The 18811-nt window shown below is 33.4% G+C and carries 14 protein-coding genes; 8 read left to right on the top strand and 6 right to left on the bottom strand.

Features of this window, described 5'->3' with window-relative positions; all coding sequences use genetic code 11:
- Nucleotides 1–81: 81 nt before the first annotated feature.
- Nucleotides 82–4581: a translocation/assembly module TamB domain-containing protein gene (locus tag GXM17_RS13185; RefSeq protein ID WP_163399793.1), complete on the bottom strand. Its 4500-nt coding sequence runs from the start codon at nucleotides 4579–4581 to the stop codon at nucleotides 82–84.
- A 188-nt stretch (nucleotides 4582–4769) separates the two neighbouring features.
- On the opposite strand from GXM17_RS13185, the gene tsaD reads away from it, so the two are divergent.
- From tsaD to GXM17_RS13145, 8 genes are all read left to right on the top strand, one after another.
- Nucleotides 4770–5792: a tRNA (adenosine(37)-N6)-threonylcarbamoyltransferase complex transferase subunit TsaD gene (gene tsaD, locus GXM17_RS13180; protein WP_163399792.1), complete on the top strand. Its 1023-nt coding sequence runs from the start codon at nucleotides 4770–4772 to the stop codon at nucleotides 5790–5792.
- 3 nt (nucleotides 5793–5795) lie between these two features.
- On the top strand, nucleotides 5796–6509 hold the full coding sequence (locus GXM17_RS13175) for a 16S rRNA (uracil(1498)-N(3))-methyltransferase (RefSeq protein ID WP_163399791.1): 714 nt from the start codon (nucleotides 5796–5798) through the stop codon (nucleotides 6507–6509).
- 15 nt (nucleotides 6510–6524) lie between these two features.
- Nucleotides 6525–7163: a DUF4159 domain-containing protein gene (locus tag GXM17_RS13170; protein ID WP_163399790.1), complete on the top strand. Its 639-nt coding sequence runs from the start codon at nucleotides 6525–6527 to the stop codon at nucleotides 7161–7163.
- Between the two features lie 10 nt (nucleotides 7164–7173).
- On the top strand, nucleotides 7174–7680 hold the full coding sequence (locus tag GXM17_RS13165; protein ID WP_163399789.1) for a TrmH family RNA methyltransferase: 507 nt from the start codon (nucleotides 7174–7176) through the stop codon (nucleotides 7678–7680).
- Nucleotides 7681–7863: 183 nt separating this feature from the next.
- Nucleotides 7864–8787, top strand: a complete 924-nt coding sequence (locus GXM17_RS13160; protein ID WP_163399788.1) for a zinc metalloprotease — start codon at nucleotides 7864–7866, stop codon at nucleotides 8785–8787.
- Between the two features lie 110 nt (nucleotides 8788–8897).
- Entirely contained in the window at nucleotides 8898–9989 is a 1092-nt protein-coding gene (locus GXM17_RS13155) for an AI-2E family transporter (protein ID WP_163399787.1), read from the top strand.
- Between the two features lie 2 nt (nucleotides 9990–9991).
- A complete protein-coding gene (locus tag GXM17_RS13150; RefSeq protein WP_163399786.1) occupies nucleotides 9992–11176 on the top strand; it encodes a THUMP-like domain-containing protein in 1185 nt (394 codons plus the stop codon).
- Nucleotides 11177–11178: 2 nt separating this feature from the next.
- Nucleotides 11179–11742, top strand: coding sequence for a hypothetical protein (locus tag GXM17_RS13145; protein ID WP_163399785.1), 564 nt, complete (start codon nucleotides 11179–11181; stop codon nucleotides 11740–11742).
- A gap of 3 nt (nucleotides 11743–11745) precedes the next feature.
- Here the strand turns inward: GXM17_RS13145 and GXM17_RS13140 are convergent, their stop codons facing one another.
- The 5 genes from GXM17_RS13140 to GXM17_RS13120 all read right to left on the bottom strand — a co-directional run bounded on the left by GXM17_RS13140 (nucleotide 11746) and on the right by GXM17_RS13120 (nucleotide 18789).
- Nucleotides 11746–12393 carry a M15 family metallopeptidase gene (locus GXM17_RS13140; RefSeq protein WP_163399784.1) on the bottom strand — a complete coding sequence of 216 codons (648 nt, stop codon included), beginning with the start codon at nucleotides 12391–12393 and terminating at the stop codon, nucleotides 11746–11748.
- Between the two features lie 137 nt (nucleotides 12394–12530).
- The gene (locus tag GXM17_RS13135; RefSeq protein ID WP_163399783.1) at nucleotides 12531–13634 is read right to left on the bottom strand and encodes a fatty acid desaturase family protein; all 1104 of its coding nucleotides are present in this window, start codon (nucleotides 13632–13634) and stop codon (nucleotides 12531–12533) included.
- A gap of 130 nt (nucleotides 13635–13764) precedes the next feature.
- Nucleotides 13765–14928, bottom strand: coding sequence for an alpha/beta hydrolase-fold protein (locus GXM17_RS13130; protein WP_163399782.1), 1164 nt, complete (start codon nucleotides 14926–14928; stop codon nucleotides 13765–13767).
- A 22-nt stretch (nucleotides 14929–14950) separates the two neighbouring features.
- Nucleotides 14951–17530 carry a glycoside hydrolase family 9 protein gene (locus tag GXM17_RS13125; protein WP_163399781.1) on the bottom strand — a complete coding sequence of 860 codons (2580 nt, stop codon included), beginning with the start codon at nucleotides 17528–17530 and terminating at the stop codon, nucleotides 14951–14953.
- Nucleotides 17531–17664: 134 nt separating this feature from the next.
- Nucleotides 17665–18789 (bottom strand): alpha/beta hydrolase-fold protein, encoded by a 1125-nt coding sequence (locus tag GXM17_RS13120; protein WP_163399780.1) that lies wholly within the window; start codon nucleotides 18787–18789, stop codon nucleotides 17665–17667.
- Between the last annotated feature and the right edge of the window lie 22 nt (nucleotides 18790–18811).

Here is an 18811-nt window from a genome sequence, read left to right as displayed (position 1 = left end):
TGAAGTGTTATAAAATTTCATAATTATAATAACTTTTTCGGGATATTGAATCAAGATTTCAAAACCTTTCGGTTCAGTTGTTTAGAAATCATTATCAGGAATAAGCCCCTCATTATTATTATTTTGTTTTTCCTGTTTTTCTTCTTTTTTCTCAGAGTTGTCTTTGTCTTTTTGTGCTTCTTTTTTAGCGTTTGTAAAATTTATATAATCAGGGTTTAAATTAGAGTCCTGTATGTCATTTGAGCTTTTATTGATTTTTCCTAATTTATTCTTCTTAAAGATTTTATTAACTAACTCGCTAAAAGTATCAAAATCAACTTCATAGCTAATACCTACTCCCTGAGTATATCCAATACCCTGACCAACATAACTAAGGTCATTTTCCTTATTGAACAATCTCAAATTAGCAGTTCCGTCTTCATTAATACGATATTGTACCTCAATATCTCCTACAATTGCCGATTCATTTATACCTCCTACAGGTACGCCTACTTTTCCATTAATGGTAATGCGTTCATTAATTTGCGACGAAACAGTTGCAACAACCTGTCCGTCAGCCTCCTGACCTATACGCCTGTCAGCAGAAATATAATTAAAACCCACATTAATTTTATCATTATCAGATTTAATTATATCTCCTAATAAACTAGAAGCCGTTTCAGCAAATGTTCCGGATAAATCTCCCTGGCTAAACCCATCCGTACTCATAAAAGAACCTGTCGATAACAAATATAAAGCCTGGGTCTGACGAATATCCTTATCATCGAGTTTATATTGTATTTCTGATTTCAAAACACTACTTACAGAAGGAAACTGAATATCAAAATTAGGCTCAGGACTAGCTAAATCCCCTCTTAAACCAATGACCACCTCAACAGGAACTTTTTTATTGAATGAAGAATTTTCCAATAAAACTGCGGGGTTAGCAATTGTTCTGTAAACAGCTTCTAAATTTAATTGTGCTCTCATAGGGTTTCCTTCCCAAATAATTGAACCTCCTTTTTTAACAGCAAATTTTTTATCTATTAACCCGCCGTATTTAAAATTATAAGTTCCTTCATAAGCCTGAAAATCTCCCCACATATTAAATTTGCCAAGCGTATTAATTTTAAATAATAAGGAACCGTATCCTTTACCTTTCATGCCATGTCCCGAATCCCTGTCTAAAATAACTTCAATTTCCGCATCAGGAGTAATGTCAAAATCGAATTCCAGTTCCAGTCCGTTATAATCTCTTGTTGTTTCTACAATTCCTTTAGACTGATTAAATTTTTCTTTTGGTGTAATAAAATGAATAAAGCTCTTATCTCCGGCACTTTGTACATTACTAATTGGTATTTTTATTTGCGTTCCTTTCTCAGATTTCGCATCTACTTTAATAAATAACGCTTCTGTTGGTCCTGTTATACTTGCTGTACCATTGATAAAAGCCGTACCAAAATATGCAGCGTCTTCACTGTCTTTTGTATCTAATGCCAACAATTTTTTTGAAGTTATCGTTAAATCCAATTTCCAGTCTCCAAAATTTGTATGTTCTATGCTACCATTGAGCAATCCTTTAGTCCCAAACCGGGTATCTGTTAGCTGATTATTTCTAAATAGGAACTTTTCGTCAGTTAAATCTATAACTGTCCGATTATTTAATTCGTAGTCAGTATTGAGATAGGTTACGGTCATACCTGCTTTTTCAACATATAACCTGCCGTTTATTTCCGGTTTTTTAAGATTGCCCGCTATTGCTGCATTTCCGGACACAGTTCCTCGTATATTAGACAGAACGTTACCCCCAATGGTGCTTAAAGCTGCCAGATTAAAGCCATCAAGCTTTAATTTCAAATCCAGCATTGTCTCCTTATTCTGAACTGCAAAACTCCCTTCTGCCCTGAAAGATTCTGCAAAATTATTTTCTATAGACGAATTTATAGTAAACTTTTTAAAGGTTTGATCTCCTGAAATATCAAACTTCAAAGTTCCTAAATCAATCTTATTCAGATTTAAATGGTCAATTTCAATAGATGCAGTTGGCTGATAGATGTTTTTGTTTTGCTTGTAATTTATGCTTCCGTTCAGATTACCATTAAAAACAAATTTATTATTTAAGGGTGTTATTTTATTGATATCTACATTTTCAAAATTCAGGACTACATCTTTATAATCAGTCCCTTTTATTACCCCATTCAGATCCATTTTTTGGTCTTCATGGGATAGTATAATATTATCGATGGTAAAGTTTTTAAAATTTTTATCAAAAACTACCTGATTATCATCTTCTTCATCTTCATTCAAATACCATAAATAGTCTTTAAATTTCATTTCTGATTTATGAATTCCAAGTATATTGTTTTTATTTTTATCTATGGTGTGATATAAATTCAGATTAAAATAATCCTCCCCTTTATTTCCGCCTTTAAATTCAGAACGGACAAACATTGTGTCTTTTGATGTTACATTAATCAAATTAAAATCACGAATCTTGTAGTACGGCGTTTTGATGCTGTCTAGCTCGACAAAAGCATTATATAGCGGGTTTTTATTATCAATATTAATTCGGATATTATCAAAAGTATTTTTTGAAGCAGTGATTTTTTGCGATTTAAATCTGAACTTAAAATCTTTCTTATCAGAATCAATCCTTCCGCGCATCACTGTACTCGAATCAATTTCAATATCCGGATATAGCATTTCAACGACTTTATTATAGACATGGAAATTAAACCGCAAAAACTGCCCTTTTTTAACTTTATGAGGCTTGTAATTTGTATAAAGACTTCCAACAGAATTCATTACTAATTCATCCAGCTGGTCAAATTGAAATTTACCTACAATTTTTCCATTTACAACGTCAGTTGAATTAACAGTTATAGTTCGCAATTTATCAGAATCAAAACTTGAATTTACTGTTATTTCATCAAAAACATAGGTTGATTTCGGATTTTGGTAAACAGCATCTTTTATATAAATATTTCCCTGTAAACTTTGCAGCGAATTTCCGCTAACCTGAACAATTGCGTCTCCTGTAAAATTTGAAATCGAATCATTCACGAATTTTAATTTTCGCAAATCAGAATTTTCAATGTTAATATGAAAGTCATATTTATTTTCACGTTTGCTTAAATCGACTAAACCATCAAAACTCAGGTTTAGGTTTGGATCATTAACAGAAACTTTTCCTTTGTAATAAGGCAATTTAAAGTTCCCATTTACAATAATATTATTATAAGTGTATTTATTATAATCCAGTTTTGCTATATCCCCTTTTATAATTGTATTTAAATATTTTTTAGTAAAACCAATTCCTTCAACATCTAAATTCAGAGTAGTTTTGCCTATATCTTTCCTTTGCAATAAAGTGCCGATATCAAAATTATTCAGAACAATATTTCCGGAATAGGAAGCTTTATCTATAAAATCAATATTATTCATGTGCAGGTCAACCGCTCCATTTCCGAGATCGGTAGCCATTTTGAATTTTGATTCTAAATCTGTTGTTGACACTTTTACAGTTCCAACAATATTAACTTTACCAATTCTTTTGAGTTCTTTAGGAAGTTTTTTTCCTAAAACATTTGGAAGCAAAACAGCTAAATTATCATAACTAGCAATTAGTTTATCAAATTTTCCATCCATCGAAAACTTTTGGGTTTTGTTTCCTAAAAGATTTTTAAAATTGATATTTCCAATAATCCTTGTTCCGTTTGTGTCACTTAATCTTAACTTTTTCAGGTTAAGGTTATTCAGAGGCCCCTCTATTTTAGTTTTAACTCTAAAATGCTGGTTTTTGCCTAAGCCATCATAAAAATAACGTATGTCATTTGATGCCAGAGAAGCCGAATCTAATGCAACATCAAATTTTACTTTATCGGTAAATTCCAGAAAGTCTTTAACGTTATAATTTAAAATTGCTTTGCCGTAAATATTGGATCTTTTGGTTGATATTGCTAAACTTTCAAGTTTAATTTGTTTTTTGGTGTACGTGAATTTAGAGCTTAAATTTGACACGTATAATCCTCTGTGATCTAAAAAAGAAAATCTATGGATATTAGTATTTATCTCAGATCCGTATAATTTGAAATCGCTGATATAAGTGTTCAGTTTTTTAAAATCGATAATCTTCGGAGTTTTCTTATTTTCATCAATTGCAGAAAATGCCCCTTGAGTTATGTAGGCATTCTTGGCAGTTAACAAGAAATGCTTTTTTGATTTGGTTGGTTTTCCGGATTCAAATAACCGTATAAAAACATTGATATTATTTTCATCTTCATTTTTATAAGTCTTCAGATTAAAAATCAAACCTGTCAGTCGAACATCACCAAAAATCAAATCTCCATCAATTAGCCTGGTGACACTCAATATATCAGTGGTAATAATATCAGAATAAATTAAAATCTTTTTGTGATGATCCAGGATCAATACTTTTTTAAGTTTGACACCTCCAAAAGCATTTACCGCCACCTTATCAATACTAATATTGGTTTTGAAATCAGTATTGAGTCTTTCAGCAATGTAATGTGCAATTTGGGTTTGCACCACAGGCAAAGATAAGGTAATAGCAAATACCAGTACAAGTAAAATCAACCCCATTAGGGTCCTTGATATTATTTTCTTGATTTTTTTGATAGTTGCTTTTATTTTAGTTTTGTTTTAATTTATTTTGAACAGACAAAGAACTGCTGTTTTTGATAAAAATTCTTTAATTTTGGCTCCTCCTTTACAATCAAAGAAAGTTAAAATTTGATTTGTCAAATATAATTCAAAATTTGTGCCTTTATATGCAAAATTCAGAGGTTTTTATTCTTGCCATCGAAAGTTCCTGCGATGATACTGCCGCCGCGGTTTTACATAACGACAAAGTACTCTCAAATGTTGTAGCAAATCAGTTAATTCATAATCAATATGGGGGTGTTGTTCCTGAACTGGCTTCGAGGGCACACCAACAGAATATTGTACCAGTAATTGACGCAGCATTACGCAAAGCTAATATACAAAAAGAGCAATTAACAGCTATTGCTTTTACACAAGGTCCAGGTTTAATGGGTTCATTACTGGTTGGCAGTTCATTTAGCAAATCATTATCACTGGCTTTAAATATTCCGCTGATTGCCGTAAACCACATGCATGCTCATATTTTGGCTCACTTTATTGATGAAGAAGGATTCGACAAACCGGAGTTTCCTTTTATAGCTCTAACTATTAGTGGTGGACATACCCAAATAGTAAAAGTGAACGGCTTTTTTGATATGGAAATTATAGGCGAGACTACAGACGACGCTGTTGGAGAGGCATTTGATAAAAGTGCCAAAATACTTGGACTTCCCTATCCTGGAGGTCCCCTTATTGATAAATATGCCAAAGAAGGTAATCCGAAAGCTTTCTTGTTTACAAAACCAAAAGTTCCCGGATTAGATTTTAGCTTCTCCGGTTTAAAAACAGCCATTTTATATTTTATACAGAAGAATAAAGAGAAAAATCCAAATTTCATCGAAGAAAACTTAAATGATATTTGTGCTTCTGTACAACATACCATTATCGAGATTTTGATGGATAAATTAAAATTAGCGGTAAAAGAAACCGGAATTAAACAAATTGCTATTGGCGGAGGCGTTTCAGCAAATTCAGGAATCAGAAACCGACTGAAAGAAAGTGAAGGAAAATATGGATGGAAAACTTTTATTCCGAAATTTGAATACACTACAGACAATGCCGCAATGATAGGAATTGTTGGTTATCAGAAATACTTATCAGAACGTTTTGAAGATTCTTCGGTAGTATCTAAAGCGAGAATACAATTTTAAATTATGCAGTTATTTTACAATCCGGATATAGACGAAACTACTGAAACTTTTTCTTTTGATAAAGAAGAAAGTCGTCATATAATAAAAGTTTTACGAAAAAAAGACTCGGATATCCTGCACGTAACAAATGGCTTGGGATTATTATTTGAAACCGAAATTACGCTTGCTTCAGATAACAAATGCATTGTAGAAGTTCGTTCGATAGAAAAATCACCTAAACCAAAATTCCATTTACATTTGGCAGTTGCGCCAACCAAAATGAACGACCGTTTTGAATGGTTTTTAGAAAAAGCAACCGAAATTGGCATTCATGAGATTACACCCATCATTTGTGACAGGTCTGAAAGAAAAGTAATAAATAAGGATCGATTCGAAAAAATAATCCTTTCGGCTATGAAACAATCTAATGAAATGTTTTTGCCAAAATTAAACGACGCAGTTTCATTTAAAGAATTTATCAAATACAAAAACGATGGATTACAGTTCATTGCACATTGTGAAGAAACAGATAAAAAATCATTAAAAGAAACCTTAAAACCAAACGAAAATGTAACACTTTTAATTGGTCCCGAAGGCGATTTTTCTAAAAAAGAAATTGCATTGGCCATCGAAAATAAATTTCAGCCCGTTACACTTGGAAACACCCGTTTACGCACTGAAACCGCTGCAGTTGTCGCCTGTCATAGCGTTGTGTTTTTTAATGAAATATCAAATTAACCGAATCTAAATGGTATGAAAAAAATATTGTATCTTTTTCTATTAATTTCTATCCCTTCTTTTGCACAAGAAATCGCTTTACTAAAATACAGTGGCGGCGGTGACTGGTACGCAAATCCTACTTCTTTGCCAAATTTAATTCGTTTTTGTAATTCAAACATTCAGACCCAGATAAAAGCAAAGCCTTCAACAGTTGAACCGGGAAATCCGGATTTGTTGTCTTATCCTTTTGTACACATGACCGGACATGGTAATGTTGTGTTTAGCGATTCTGATATAAATAACCTCAGAAATTATCTAAACGGAGGCGGTTTTCTTCATATTGATGACAATTATGGAATGGATCAGTATATCCGAAAAGAAATCAAAAAAATATTTCCAAATAACAATCTGGTCGAAATTCCGGCTAATCATCCTATTTTTCAAAAACCTTTTCCTTTTCCAAACGGGCTGCCAAAAATTCACGAACACGATGCAAAAAGACCACAGGCGTTTGGAGTTTTTGTAGAAAACAAGCTGGTTTTACTTTACACATACGAATGCGATCTTGGTGATGGCTGGGAAGATCCCGAAGTAAATAATGATCCTGCAGCAGTTCGCCAAAAGGCATTAAAAATGGGAGCCAACATCATTAATTATATTTTCACCAATTAATCTCCAGAAAGTGCAGCTTACCCACGAAGAAAATCAATTTGAAAGAAAAGCATTTCCAATAACTCTTATTTGCGATCATATCTGCTTTCAGCAAAATATTGGTTCCCTTTTTAGAATTAGTGAAGCTTTCGGTGTAGAAAATATCATTTTTTTAGGAAAAAACATTCCTTTAAATCCCAGAAAAATAAATAAAACATCAAGAAGTACCCATCTTCATGTTCCTCATTTTGTCATCGAAGAAAACTCTCAATTGATTGATTATCTGCTTGAAAATCAATTCGAAATTATTGCTTTAGAAATTACCAGTAACAGCAAGCCCTTAAAAGAAATTATTATTCCTGAAAATAAAAAAGTAGCACTTTTGACAGGAAGTGAGACTGATGGAATATCTGATGAGCTTTTAAAAATTTCAAATCAAATTGTTCATATCAACATGTTTGGTAAAAACAGCAGTATGAATGTTGTACAGGCAGTTAGTATAACTTTGTACGAATTAACTTCTAAATTTATTTTTTAACATTTTCGTAAGAACCAGACTACATAAGGGTTTGTAAAATTCTGATAAACAAATTGTTAAAAAAATTTTGCTGAATATGTTTTTTGTTATAAAATTGTACAAATATTTAACCTAAAAACAATTTTATAACAAAAACCCCTTTTATCATGAAAAAAATTTTTTTTTTCCGCAATCACTGCTTTAATGCTATTTTCCTGTCAAAATGATCAGACAGAATCTTCAGAAGCACCTTCAAATGTAGTATCACGTCGTGGCTGTGCTTCACAACAAGTTTTCGAAGAACAATTAAAAGCTAATCCGGGACTGGCTCTTAAAATGAGTGAAATTGAGGCTTTTACAGCTAAACACTCTCTAAACAACTTTACCGGCCGTTTAGTGAATGGCAAAATCGAAATTCCCGTTGTAGTAAATGTTTTATACAGAACTACTGCACAGAACATTTCTAACGCTCAGATTCAATCACAAATTGATATTCTGAACAAAGATTTTAATGCCCTGAATTCAGATTACAACAATGTTCCAGCACTCTTTTCAGGTGTTAAGGCTAATATTGGAATTACTTTTGTTTTGGATCAGGTAATTAGAAAATCTACTACCAAAACGTCGTGGGGTACAAATGATGCCATGAAAAAAACGGCTCAGGGTGGAATTGCCCCTACTTCTCCTACCACTAAATTAAATATCTGGACCTGTAATATCGGAGGTGGAATTTTAGGATACGCGCAATTTCCCGGTGGATCTTCTTCTACTGATGGAGTTGTTATTGATCCAAGATACTTTGGATTATCAGGGGCTGCTAATGCACCTTTTAACTTAGGAAGAACAGCAACTCATGAAGTAGGACACTGGATGAATTTACGCCATATCTGGGGCGATGCAACCTGTGGAAACGATTTAGTGGCAGATACACCTAAACACAATGAAGAAAATTACGGGGTTCCGGCATATCCTCATTACAGCACTTGTTCCGGCTCACCAGTAGAAATGACAATGAACTACATGGATTATGTTGATGATGTAGCTATGTATATGTTTACAAACGGACAGAAGAACAGAATATCAGCCATATTTACAGCAGGTGGTGCAAGAGCTTCATTTGCTCAATAACTGTCAACAAACAAAAATACTTAAAGCGGGATGTCATTCATCCCGCTTTTTGTTTAAGCCTTAATTTTTTTAAAATGCTTTTTCCTATATTTATAGTCTAAACTTTAAACATGATAACGTCTAAAACTATTTCGAACGGAATTTTAAGAGCATTAGCTACAATCTTAATAATTGGTATTGTTTTATATTTTTTATACGAAATACAAACCGTAATTGTGTACCTATGTATCTCACTCATATTATGCCTGATTGCTAATCCGTTAGTATTGCTCCTGAAAAATAAGTTAAAATTTAGTAATTCATTGGCAGCAACTACAGCTGTTGTACTTTTCATACTTTTACTTGTTGGTTTTATCTTCTTGTTTGTGCCATTAATTATTTCGCAGGCCAATAACTTAGCACTTTTAGATACTGATCAGCTGCAGACACAGTTTATAGAAACCGAAAGAAATATTGAAGCTTATTTTAATGTCCAGCATGTGGATTTAAATAAAGTTCTGAATGATTCAAAAATAACTTCTGCAATTGATTTTAACTATTTTACCCGTTTCATTAATTCTATTATGAATTTTATGGCTGATATGGGAATGGGCCTTGTATCTGTTTTTTTTATTACATTTTTCTTCATTAAAGACCAGCAAGACTTTAAAACCGGTGTGAGAAGAATACTTCCGGATTCAAATGAGGATAAAATCATAAATTCAATTATCAAAATCAATCATTTACTTACCCGTTATTTTATAGGATTATTGTTGCAGTTAACCGTTGTATTTATATTATATCTAATTGTTTTACTGATTTTCGGAAATAAAAATGCACTTGTTATCGCTTTTTTATGTGCTATTTTAAATATCATACCTTATATCGGTCCCATTATTGGTACAGTCTTAGCGGCAATTCTGACTATGATAAGTTTAATAGGCAATGATTTCCGGTCAGAGATTTTGCCCACCACAATATATGTGGTAATTGGATTTTTGCTGGTTCAGGCCATAGATAATAATATCAGTCAGCCTATCATTTCATCAAAAAGTGTAAATTCGCATCCGCTGGAAATTTTTCTTATTACGATAATAAGCGGAATTACTTTTGGAATTGTTGGGATGATTATCGCCATTCCGGTTTATACGATGCTAAAAGTAATCCTTAAAGAATTTTTTCCTGACAACAAAATTGTTTCCGTCATAACAGAAAAAATTTAGCATTGAACAATTCAGTTTTAAACAAAAACATACAAGATTTCATATCTCAAAATACAGGTGCTTCCATTGCAAAATTAGCACTTCAGAAAAATCCTTTTCCTGATGTTGACTGGATTTCAATTTTAAATCAGATTGAAGCCAAATCAAAGGCAAAAGAGAAATTGCCTACCTGGTTTTCTACTGAAAAAATCATTTACCCTTCCAAAGTTTCAGTAGAACAAACTTCTTCTGAGAAAACAGCTGCTTACAAAGCTTCCTTAATTTCAGGAAAAACCCTGATAGATTTGACCGGAGGCTTTGGAGTCGATGATTATTATTTTTCAAAAAAATTCAAGGTCGTCGCACATTGCGAAATAAACGCAGATTTATCAGCAATTGTAAAACATAACTTCGAACAGCTAGGTGTAAAAAATTGTTTTTGTTATGCGGATGATTCTGCAAATATATTAAATGAGTCAGAATCAGGTTTCAAATGGGACTGGATTTATATTGATCCATCCCGCAGAAATGATGCAAAAGGCAAGGTTTTCATGCTGAAAGACTGTTTGCCGAATGTTCCCGAATCATTGGATTTTTACTTTAAAAAAACGGATTCAATTTTAATTAAAACGGCGCCATTATTAGATATATCGGCTGGTTTATCTGAATTGAAATTTGTAAAAAACATTCATATCATAGCTTTGGAAAACGAAGTAAAAGAACTGCTTTTTGAAATCCACAATCATTATTCTGGTGAAACAACTATAAAAACGGCTAATATTTTAAGGGGCAAAACCGAAACTTTTGAATTTGTTTTAGGCAAAACTGAATATGCATCGTATCATTTACCACAAAAATTCTTGTACGAGCCCAATTCTGCCATTATGAAATCAGGTGGTTTTGATGAAGTCAGCAGTTCATTTAAAATAAATAAACTTCATAAACATTCCCATTTATATACTTCAGGCGAGTTAATTGATTTTCCGGGAAGAGTTTTTGAAATTGAAAAAGTAATTTCATATAGCAAAAATGATATGAAAACGGAGCTTTTAAATCAACAGGCAAATGTTACAACCAGAAACTTTCCGGATACAGTAGAAAACATTCGAAAAAAATGGAAGATAAAAAACGGAGGAAATTTATATTGTTTTTTTACAACTGATAAAAATGACAACAAAATAGTTTTAATTTGCAGAAAAATAAATTAAAAATGAAATACTTAATAACACTGAGTTTTTTTCTCTTAACTTTTAGCTCATTTGCCCAAAAACCATGCGAATACAGTGCAAATGTTACGGATTCAATTGGTACTTATAAAGTTACAAATGAGTATTTAATCAGTGAAAGGAACTTTGGCAATACTTCCAACTATGTCTTTTTTTCATTGGCACAAACTGATGGCCTGCCAACATTAAATCTGCAGCTAATCCAAAAGAGCAAGGATTTTATTAAAGCCAATTGTTTTGATAAAAATTCAAAAGTTTTTTTACAATTACAGAATGGCAAAGTGGTTACTTTAATGCATATCAATCAGGAAAATTGCGGAACGCTTCTTCATGATAAAGATTTTAACAACCGAATCAATACCGGAATTTTTATGTTTGTGAAAGATAATTATGAAGAACTGAAAAAATCACCTGTGACTATCATGCGAATTAAATATTTAACTGCAACAGAAGATTATATCATAAGAGGCGAAATTACATCAGAAATGAATGGAAAAACATACCAGCCTGCCACTTACTTCATGGAAAATATGAGATGTGTTGAATAATAATCATTCGCAATCCCATTTTTGATTGGAAACCTTATCATTTAAACCCGTTTTTAAATTATAATGCCACCACTCTGAATCAAATGAGTTAAATCCATTTTTAGCCATTATTTTTTTAAGAAATTTTCTGTTTGAGAGTACTTCTTTTGAAAGTTTATTGTAATTATGACTGGCCTGAATCCCAAAGAAATCAAATGGTGTTCCCATATCAGCTTCAATACCTTTGGCATCAACTATCGAAATATCAACGGCTCCTCCCCTGTTATGGATGGAGCCTTTTTTTGGGTCTGCCACGTACTCGGGGTTCGAAACTATCTCCCACATTTTTTTCTGGATGAATAACGGTCTGTAACAGTCATATAATTTTATTTTATACCCTTTCTTCATAAAGTCCTTGTTGGCTTCAACAAGAGCTTTGACGGTTTTTAAACGCAAAAAACATTCGGCACAATCATAGACTTTAGCTTTTAAAAAATTATCGTCAGTAGCATATTTCATATCGTAGATAAAATCTTTACTGTAGTCTTTTAAATTTACAAAAGTTGTATCAGCAACGATAACTTCAGAGGTATAAACCTTATTTTGGGCATGTGAAAAAACAATCCAAAAAAGAGAAAACTGAAAAAACAAAAATTTGATAATTTTCGACATAAATAATATTTTAAGCTGACTTGACATTCCCAAAAAAAATAAATATATGAAATATAAAAAGTGAAACTTTAGCAATTTAAAACAAAAAGCCGGAACAAAAACTTTCCGGCTATAAATATTAATAATTATCTGCTCCATTAAATTTCTCCTGTTGTTAAAATATTATCGTGAACCCCCTTTTCTTTTAACATTCGAAAATGAGAGCGTATTGCATGGTAAAATGGATAAGAAGTGTAAGGAAGATCATACTCTTCTGCATAACGCTTTATTATAGGTGTAATGTAAGGATAGTAAGTATGCCCTACTGATGGGAAAAGATGATGCGCTACATGATGTGTAAAACCTCCATATAAAAAATTAGCCAGTTTGCTATTGGTACTAAAATCCTTTGTTACAATCATTTGGTGCATTGCCCAGGTAGCAGAAAGATTTCCATCTTCATCTGCTGTCGGAAAATGTGCATCTTCATCTACATGGGTAGAAACGAGTGCCACAACACCAAGTGCACTTCCGCACATGTGCATTGTAATCCATGCAAATAAAACCATATACCAGGGTTGATTTAACAGAAGCATTGGAATAAAAAGTAAATAAAAAAGATTTATTGCTTTTGCAGCAAATAGTCTGTAAACTTCTATTGGCGGAATTTTTTCGACAACTTTTTTTACGTAATTATCTTTTTTACCAAAAAAATCTTTAAAATCCCTGATGTAAATCCAATTGAGACTATATAATGGATAGATGAACCACATATATATATGCTGATATTTATGATAATCAAAAAGTGGGCTATTAGGAAAAATTCTGATGATATCGCTTTGTTTTATATCAACATCCCAATCGGGAACATTTGGATAAGCATGATGAAGATTAATATGACGTCGTGTCCAAAGCCAGTGATTGCTGCCGAAAAGTTCTAAAACATACATAAACCACTGATTGTGCTTTGGTTTTTTAAACAATGCTCCGTGTGCAGCATCATGAAAAGCATTGATAAAAAGTACAATCATTGTTATTCCGCACAAAATGTAAAATAAAAATAATAAAGGAGTACTGTTTCCAAACCAAAGAATACAGGCATAAAATAAAAAGAAGAAAAGAACAAGTCCTATAGACTTTATGATATTAAACCGGTATAATGATGAATTTTGTAAAACAGTTTCATTAACTTCTTTGCGAATCTTTTTAAAAAAATCATCAGTATCTGGTTTTAGATAAACCGGGCGTTTTAACTTTTCCATAATGATTATCGATATAAATTCTTACATCAAATTTAATAAAAAAAGTTAAAACACACCCAAACAATACTTTATATTACATTGTTTAATACAAAAATAAATCGTTCTAAAGTCTTTAATCCCCTTTAAAATTTTACCTGAATAATTTTGAAGCAAATTGATATAAGCATCTTCGCCATGTAAGCCACTCATGAGCTGTCCCGGGCGATTCATAATATTCATATTTAATTTTCTGCTGATCTAACATCGCCCTAAAAGCACCAATTGATTTAGGAAAAGGATCAGGTTCTTTAGTGCCTAACCCCAGCCAAAAAAGTTTAATTTTTTTATTAAGCGCATCCCCATCTTTATATTTTCCGTCTAAAAATGTAGCAACATCAATCACATCTTTATCAGGATAATTTGATGTACCGCTGAATCCGCCGTACTGAGAAAAAATATCCAGATGGTTCATCATAATTCTCATAGTTTGATTAGCTCCCATTGAAAGACCTGCTATAGCCCTGTAGTCCCGATTAGCTATTGTTCGAAACTTATTGTCAATCATGGGAATAATTTCGGTGATTAAAACCTCTTCAAAAACAGATACCAATTGTTCTTTTTGGTCCCCCTGATTATTTTGTGGTTTATAAGCATATCCATTATCCATTACGATAATCATGGGATTTGCTTGTTTTGCAGCTATCAGATTATCTAAAATCAGATTTGCTTTTCCCTGCGAAGACCAGCCTGTTTCATCCTCGAAGCTGCCATGTTGTAAATAAAGTACAGGATAACGTGTTTTTGTGTTTTTATGATAATCAGGTGGCGTATAAACAAAACAGCGTCTAAAGCAATTTGTTTGCTTTGAGAAGTAAATATTTTCACTCACAAGACCATGAGGTACGTCTTTTAATTGAAAAAAAATCTGATCTTTCGCAGGAATTTCTATTCCGCTACCTAATCGGCCGGCACCATAGAAATATAAAGTTCCCGGATCGGGTACAGAAGCACCATCTATATTTAACTGATAATAATGAAATCCTTCATCCTGCGGATCAGAATCACCTGTCCATATACCATTAGCATCTTTTACCATATCATACTTAACACCGCCAAGGTCAAGCTGAACTTTATTTGCTTTTGGTGCAAAAATACTGGCACGCACCCTACCCTGAGAATTAACCTGAGGAAATTTTCTTTCGGGCTGATTAACTGTTGAAGGTCTAAAATCTTCTACTATTTTTGCTTCCTGCCCCATAACTAATTGAAAACACATGCAGAGGATTATAATAATTATAACAAATAATTGTTTCATTTTTAGTTTTTTAAAGTTTAAATTATTTTTTTTCAGCCAAATCATTTACTGCATTTGCAAGGAATACATACCAGGCACCTCCATCAATAATACATTCATTTTCTCCCCAAAAAAAAGGCCAGTCATCTTTATTCTCTAAAAAGTCCGGCTTCAGAAAAATAAGTCCCGGAACCACTCCTCCTGCAATTGTTGTAAAGTCAGCTCTATTGCCTCCGTAAGCTACTTTTTTAGATCTGTTCCCTACTGCATTTACAAAAGATAAATTAGAATAAGGATGACAGCCAAAAATATAATTCAATCCCTGATAAACATATTCCTTATCTAAAATGTCAGGATAATTTTTATGGATATAATAATTCGTACTTGCCCAATTAATAACCTGAGAAGTGCCTCCCCAGCCTCTTTTTACCAAAGGAACACCATAAGGATTATCAGCATTTTCATTGTCTATACTTTCTTTATATTTAAGTACATAAGCTCGCAATTTTAATTTATAATTATCATCCATAGCCGGTAAAGCCAGGAGAGCAGAATTGATATTAAACTCTAAATTTTCTTCCAGTGATTTCCAGATTTTATCTAAAAAAGCTGTTTTGTACTGATTTTCTTTTGTAGTTAAATAAAGCTGTAATATTGCAATCATATCGCTCCCTTTGCCCCATCTTGACATTGGGCTTTCATCAGGCTTTGCTTTTTTATCCAATTCTGCCGCCTCTTTGGTTAGCTTTATTGCAATAGCCAGACATTTAGCAGAAAGTTCGTCATTATATCCTTTGAGGGCCCTGCTTGCTGAAGCCAAAGCTCCTGCAGTTCTATAATCAAGAAATGAAGTCCGGTTTGTAAATGCCCATCTGTCATCTGGTGTTCCGCTGGAGACTCCATTCGATTCATACGGTTTAAGAGACGGATTATAAGGAAGATTATCTGTTTCGGTAGAAGCATCCCCTAAATGATGATACTGATGGAGATTGGGTACAATTATTCCTCTTACCGGATGACCAATATTTTCAACCTGCGCAACAAGATTTAATACCCCATGTTCAATTTGCTGTAATATATCCGGCTGGCCGTCAGGACGGTGAATATCTACAAATTGTGTTTTTTGATCGATATAAGTTTCGTCCCTGGTCACTTTGAATGCCTCCCAGGATTCTACAAAACTGTTGATAACGCTAACATGTGAAAAAGTTTGAATATCAAAGTCACCGGCATCGAACCAGCCTCCCACAGACATTCCCGGAATACGCTCTAATGGTTTGTATTTAGTATCCGTAGCAGGTCCCTGTTTATATCCATCAAAATGTTCATGATTTAATGGTGCCTGAAGACAATCATCTAAAAATGGTTTTCCATGCCAAACCCGATATGCCTCGTTCACTTCCATGTGATCCATTTGTACAGGAAACCACACATCCATGGTAGGATGCCAAACTTTTGCATATACATCATCTTCAATCTGAAAAGTATTTGTTTTTTCATCCCCATATTGAATATAATAAATCCCTTTTTCTTTAATTGTACTGAAATCAATCTGGACATAATTATACCTTAGATAATTTCCCCAAACTTTGACATCTGCTTTCAGTTTCTCAACAAATTTTCCATCCTCATTAAGTTTAAAAATTGAAGCAGAACTCAATACTTTATCGCTTTTGTCAAGTTCGACAACAGCTACCTTCTTTTGTTGCGGCATATACCCTACCTGTGAAAATCCTATGACAGGTTTTCTTAACCAGTTTGGTATCACATTGGGTTCTACGTACCAGGTCAATACTTTCCCTTTTTTATTTGCAGGAAGAATGCTTCGCGCTATGAACCAGCCATTCTGCCCTAAGTTTCTTCCGTCAAAAAGCATTACATCCTGATTTTGAGAGTGAATCTTCACAGTACGCTCAGGATTTTCTGGTGCAAAAATTAAGGTTTTACCGGATTCTAAAGGCAGTGTAGCGATGAATTCATTTTTTCCACGATCGTCAAATGTGGTATGATTGGAAAATTGTGGAATTTTTTGAGATAAAGGCTTAATTTCTGTATTACCTGAAGGATATCTTGGAAAAGTCCCGGCTTTTCCATCGATTAAATAATTGCTTTCAAAATAAGAAGTTGGAATGAACTCTAAATTAAATCCCGCTCTCCCTTCCAGCTCTTTGGGTATTGGTTTGTCTAATATGACATCCATAACAAAGCCTTTATCTTTTGGTGTAACGATAATTTTTGAGTCAAAATTAAATTGCTCATATCTCAGTGTAACTTCAATCGCATTGTTTGACTTGTCAACTTTTCTGCCAATCATTTTTGGAATTAAATCCCATTGTTCGGGGGTGTTTTGAAGCCTTATTGCGCCTCCGGTTACCGTTCTGACACCATGATGGATAAATTCAATTCCGGCCGTTTTTTCGTCAAGAAACATTCCGTTGTATTCATTATTAAAAACCCAGACATTAAGCCCGGGAGTTTCAAAATATTCCTTTTCATTTAAAGTTAATTTCTGAGAAAAAGAAATACCTGACAGTCCGAAAAAACAAAAAGAAAGTATTGCTTGTTTCCCTAAAATTCTCTTTGATTTAAAAAATATTGTTGAAACGTTATTAAGTTTATACATAGTTTTAGATTATAATTTATTAATCCAGTTAAGCAGGTTCTTGCTGATGAATATTATTCTTGGCTCATTTAAAAAAAAAAACTGTCAGACGCAATTCTACTTGTTTAGATCAATGGATTGCTACTATTGAAAATCTATTGTTTAAATAAAAGTGGAGCTAATTCTTTGAAGCTTCGGCGCCAGGTTTGAAATTCATGTCCGGTATTATCAGAAACGTAAGAGACAGCATTTATACCAGCATTTTTAAGGGTCGATACAGCATTTTTAACACCATCAGGACGCTCTTTGCTTCCACAACTTAAAAAGATAAGTTTTACTTTTGATTTATCCTTAATATCCTCTGGTTTATAAGTTCCGCCACTAAGGAGTCCGTAGTGAGAGAAAACTTCTGGTTTGTTAAGTGTTATACTTTTTGTTTCCATACCTCCCATAGATAAGCCTGCCATTGCACGATTACCATGATTGGCAACTGTACGAAAATTTGAATCAACATACGGAATTAATTCATCCACAAGAACGGTTTGAAAAGGCTCTATTTTGAAACTTGACAAACCACCAAACTTAACTTCATTTGTCATTCCGTAAGTCATTACAATAATAAAGGGTTTGATTTTTCCTTCTGCAATCAAATTATCCATGATTAAATTTACACGTCCCTGATTGCTCCATGCGGTTTCATCTTCTCCCCAGCCATGCTGCAAATACAAAACCGGATATTGTTTAGATTTCTCTTTATGGTAACCGGGCGGAGTGTAAACAAAAGCTCTTCGTGAAGTATTGGTGCTTTTTGACGGAAAAAGAATTTGCTGTACATTTCCGTGAGGAACATCCTTTAGGGCATAAAAATCCTGATCGTGTGCCGGAATTTCGATACCGCTCTCCCAACGTACAGAGCCATAAAAATGAAGTGCGCCCGGATCGTTAAAAACGCCTCCATCGATGGTCACATGGTAATAATGAAAACCTTCATCCATGGTATTAGCAGTAGTACCTCTCCAATAGCCATCTTCGCTTTTGGTGAGAGCAGTACCACCCTTTGCTCCTCCTAAACCAAGACTTACAACCACTGACTTGGCTTCAGGAGCCAAAATTTGAAAGCGCGCATAACCCTGAGAATTCACCTGCGGATATTCCTGACCGGGCTGATTAACTGACGAGGGTTTGAAATCCTCCACAATGGAAACCTGACTTGCTTGTGAAAAACCTGCAAAACCTGAGAAAATAAATGCGTATAGCATTACAACTGCATACTGTTTCATATTTTTATTTTTTGATTAAAAT

The sequence above is a fragment of the Flavobacterium fluviatile genome, from assembly GCF_010645065.1.
Classification (GTDB): domain Bacteria; phylum Bacteroidota; class Bacteroidia; order Flavobacteriales; family Flavobacteriaceae; genus Flavobacterium; species Flavobacterium fluviatile.
Note: the sequence above shows the minus strand (reverse complement) of the source record. Positions and strands in the feature narration are given on the sequence as shown.

What these genes read in the sequence shown, in the direction of transcription:
- GXM17_RS13185 (WP_163399793.1), bottom strand. Translation starts at nt 4,581, where the DNA reads ATGGGGTTGATTTTACTTGTACTGGTATTTGCTATTACCTTATCTTTG.
- tsaD (WP_163399792.1), top strand. Translation starts at nt 4,770, where the DNA reads ATGCAAAATTCAGAGGTTTTTATTCTTGCCATCGAAAGTTCCTGCGAT.
- GXM17_RS13175 (WP_163399791.1), top strand. Translation starts at nt 5,796, where the DNA reads ATGCAGTTATTTTACAATCCGGATATAGACGAAACTACTGAAACTTTT.
- GXM17_RS13170 (WP_163399790.1), top strand. Translation starts at nt 6,525, where the DNA reads ATGAAAAAAATATTGTATCTTTTTCTATTAATTTCTATCCCTTCTTTT.
- GXM17_RS13160 (WP_163399788.1), top strand. Translation starts at nt 7,864, where the DNA reads ATGCTATTTTCCTGTCAAAATGATCAGACAGAATCTTCAGAAGCACCT.
- GXM17_RS13155 (WP_163399787.1), top strand. Translation starts at nt 8,898, where the DNA reads ATGATAACGTCTAAAACTATTTCGAACGGAATTTTAAGAGCATTAGCT.
- GXM17_RS13145 (WP_163399785.1), top strand. Translation starts at nt 11,179, where the DNA reads ATGAAATACTTAATAACACTGAGTTTTTTTCTCTTAACTTTTAGCTCA.
- GXM17_RS13140 (WP_163399784.1), bottom strand. Translation starts at nt 12,393, where the DNA reads ATGTCGAAAATTATCAAATTTTTGTTTTTTCAGTTTTCTCTTTTTTGG.
- GXM17_RS13135 (WP_163399783.1), bottom strand. Translation starts at nt 13,634, where the DNA reads ATGGAAAAGTTAAAACGCCCGGTTTATCTAAAACCAGATACTGATGAT.
- GXM17_RS13130 (WP_163399782.1), bottom strand. Translation starts at nt 14,928, where the DNA reads ATGAAACAATTATTTGTTATAATTATTATAATCCTCTGCATGTGTTTT.
- GXM17_RS13125 (WP_163399781.1), bottom strand. Translation starts at nt 17,530, where the DNA reads ATGTATAAACTTAATAACGTTTCAACAATATTTTTTAAATCAAAGAGA.
- GXM17_RS13120 (WP_163399780.1), bottom strand. Translation starts at nt 18,789, where the DNA reads ATGAAACAGTATGCAGTTGTAATGCTATACGCATTTATTTTCTCAGGT.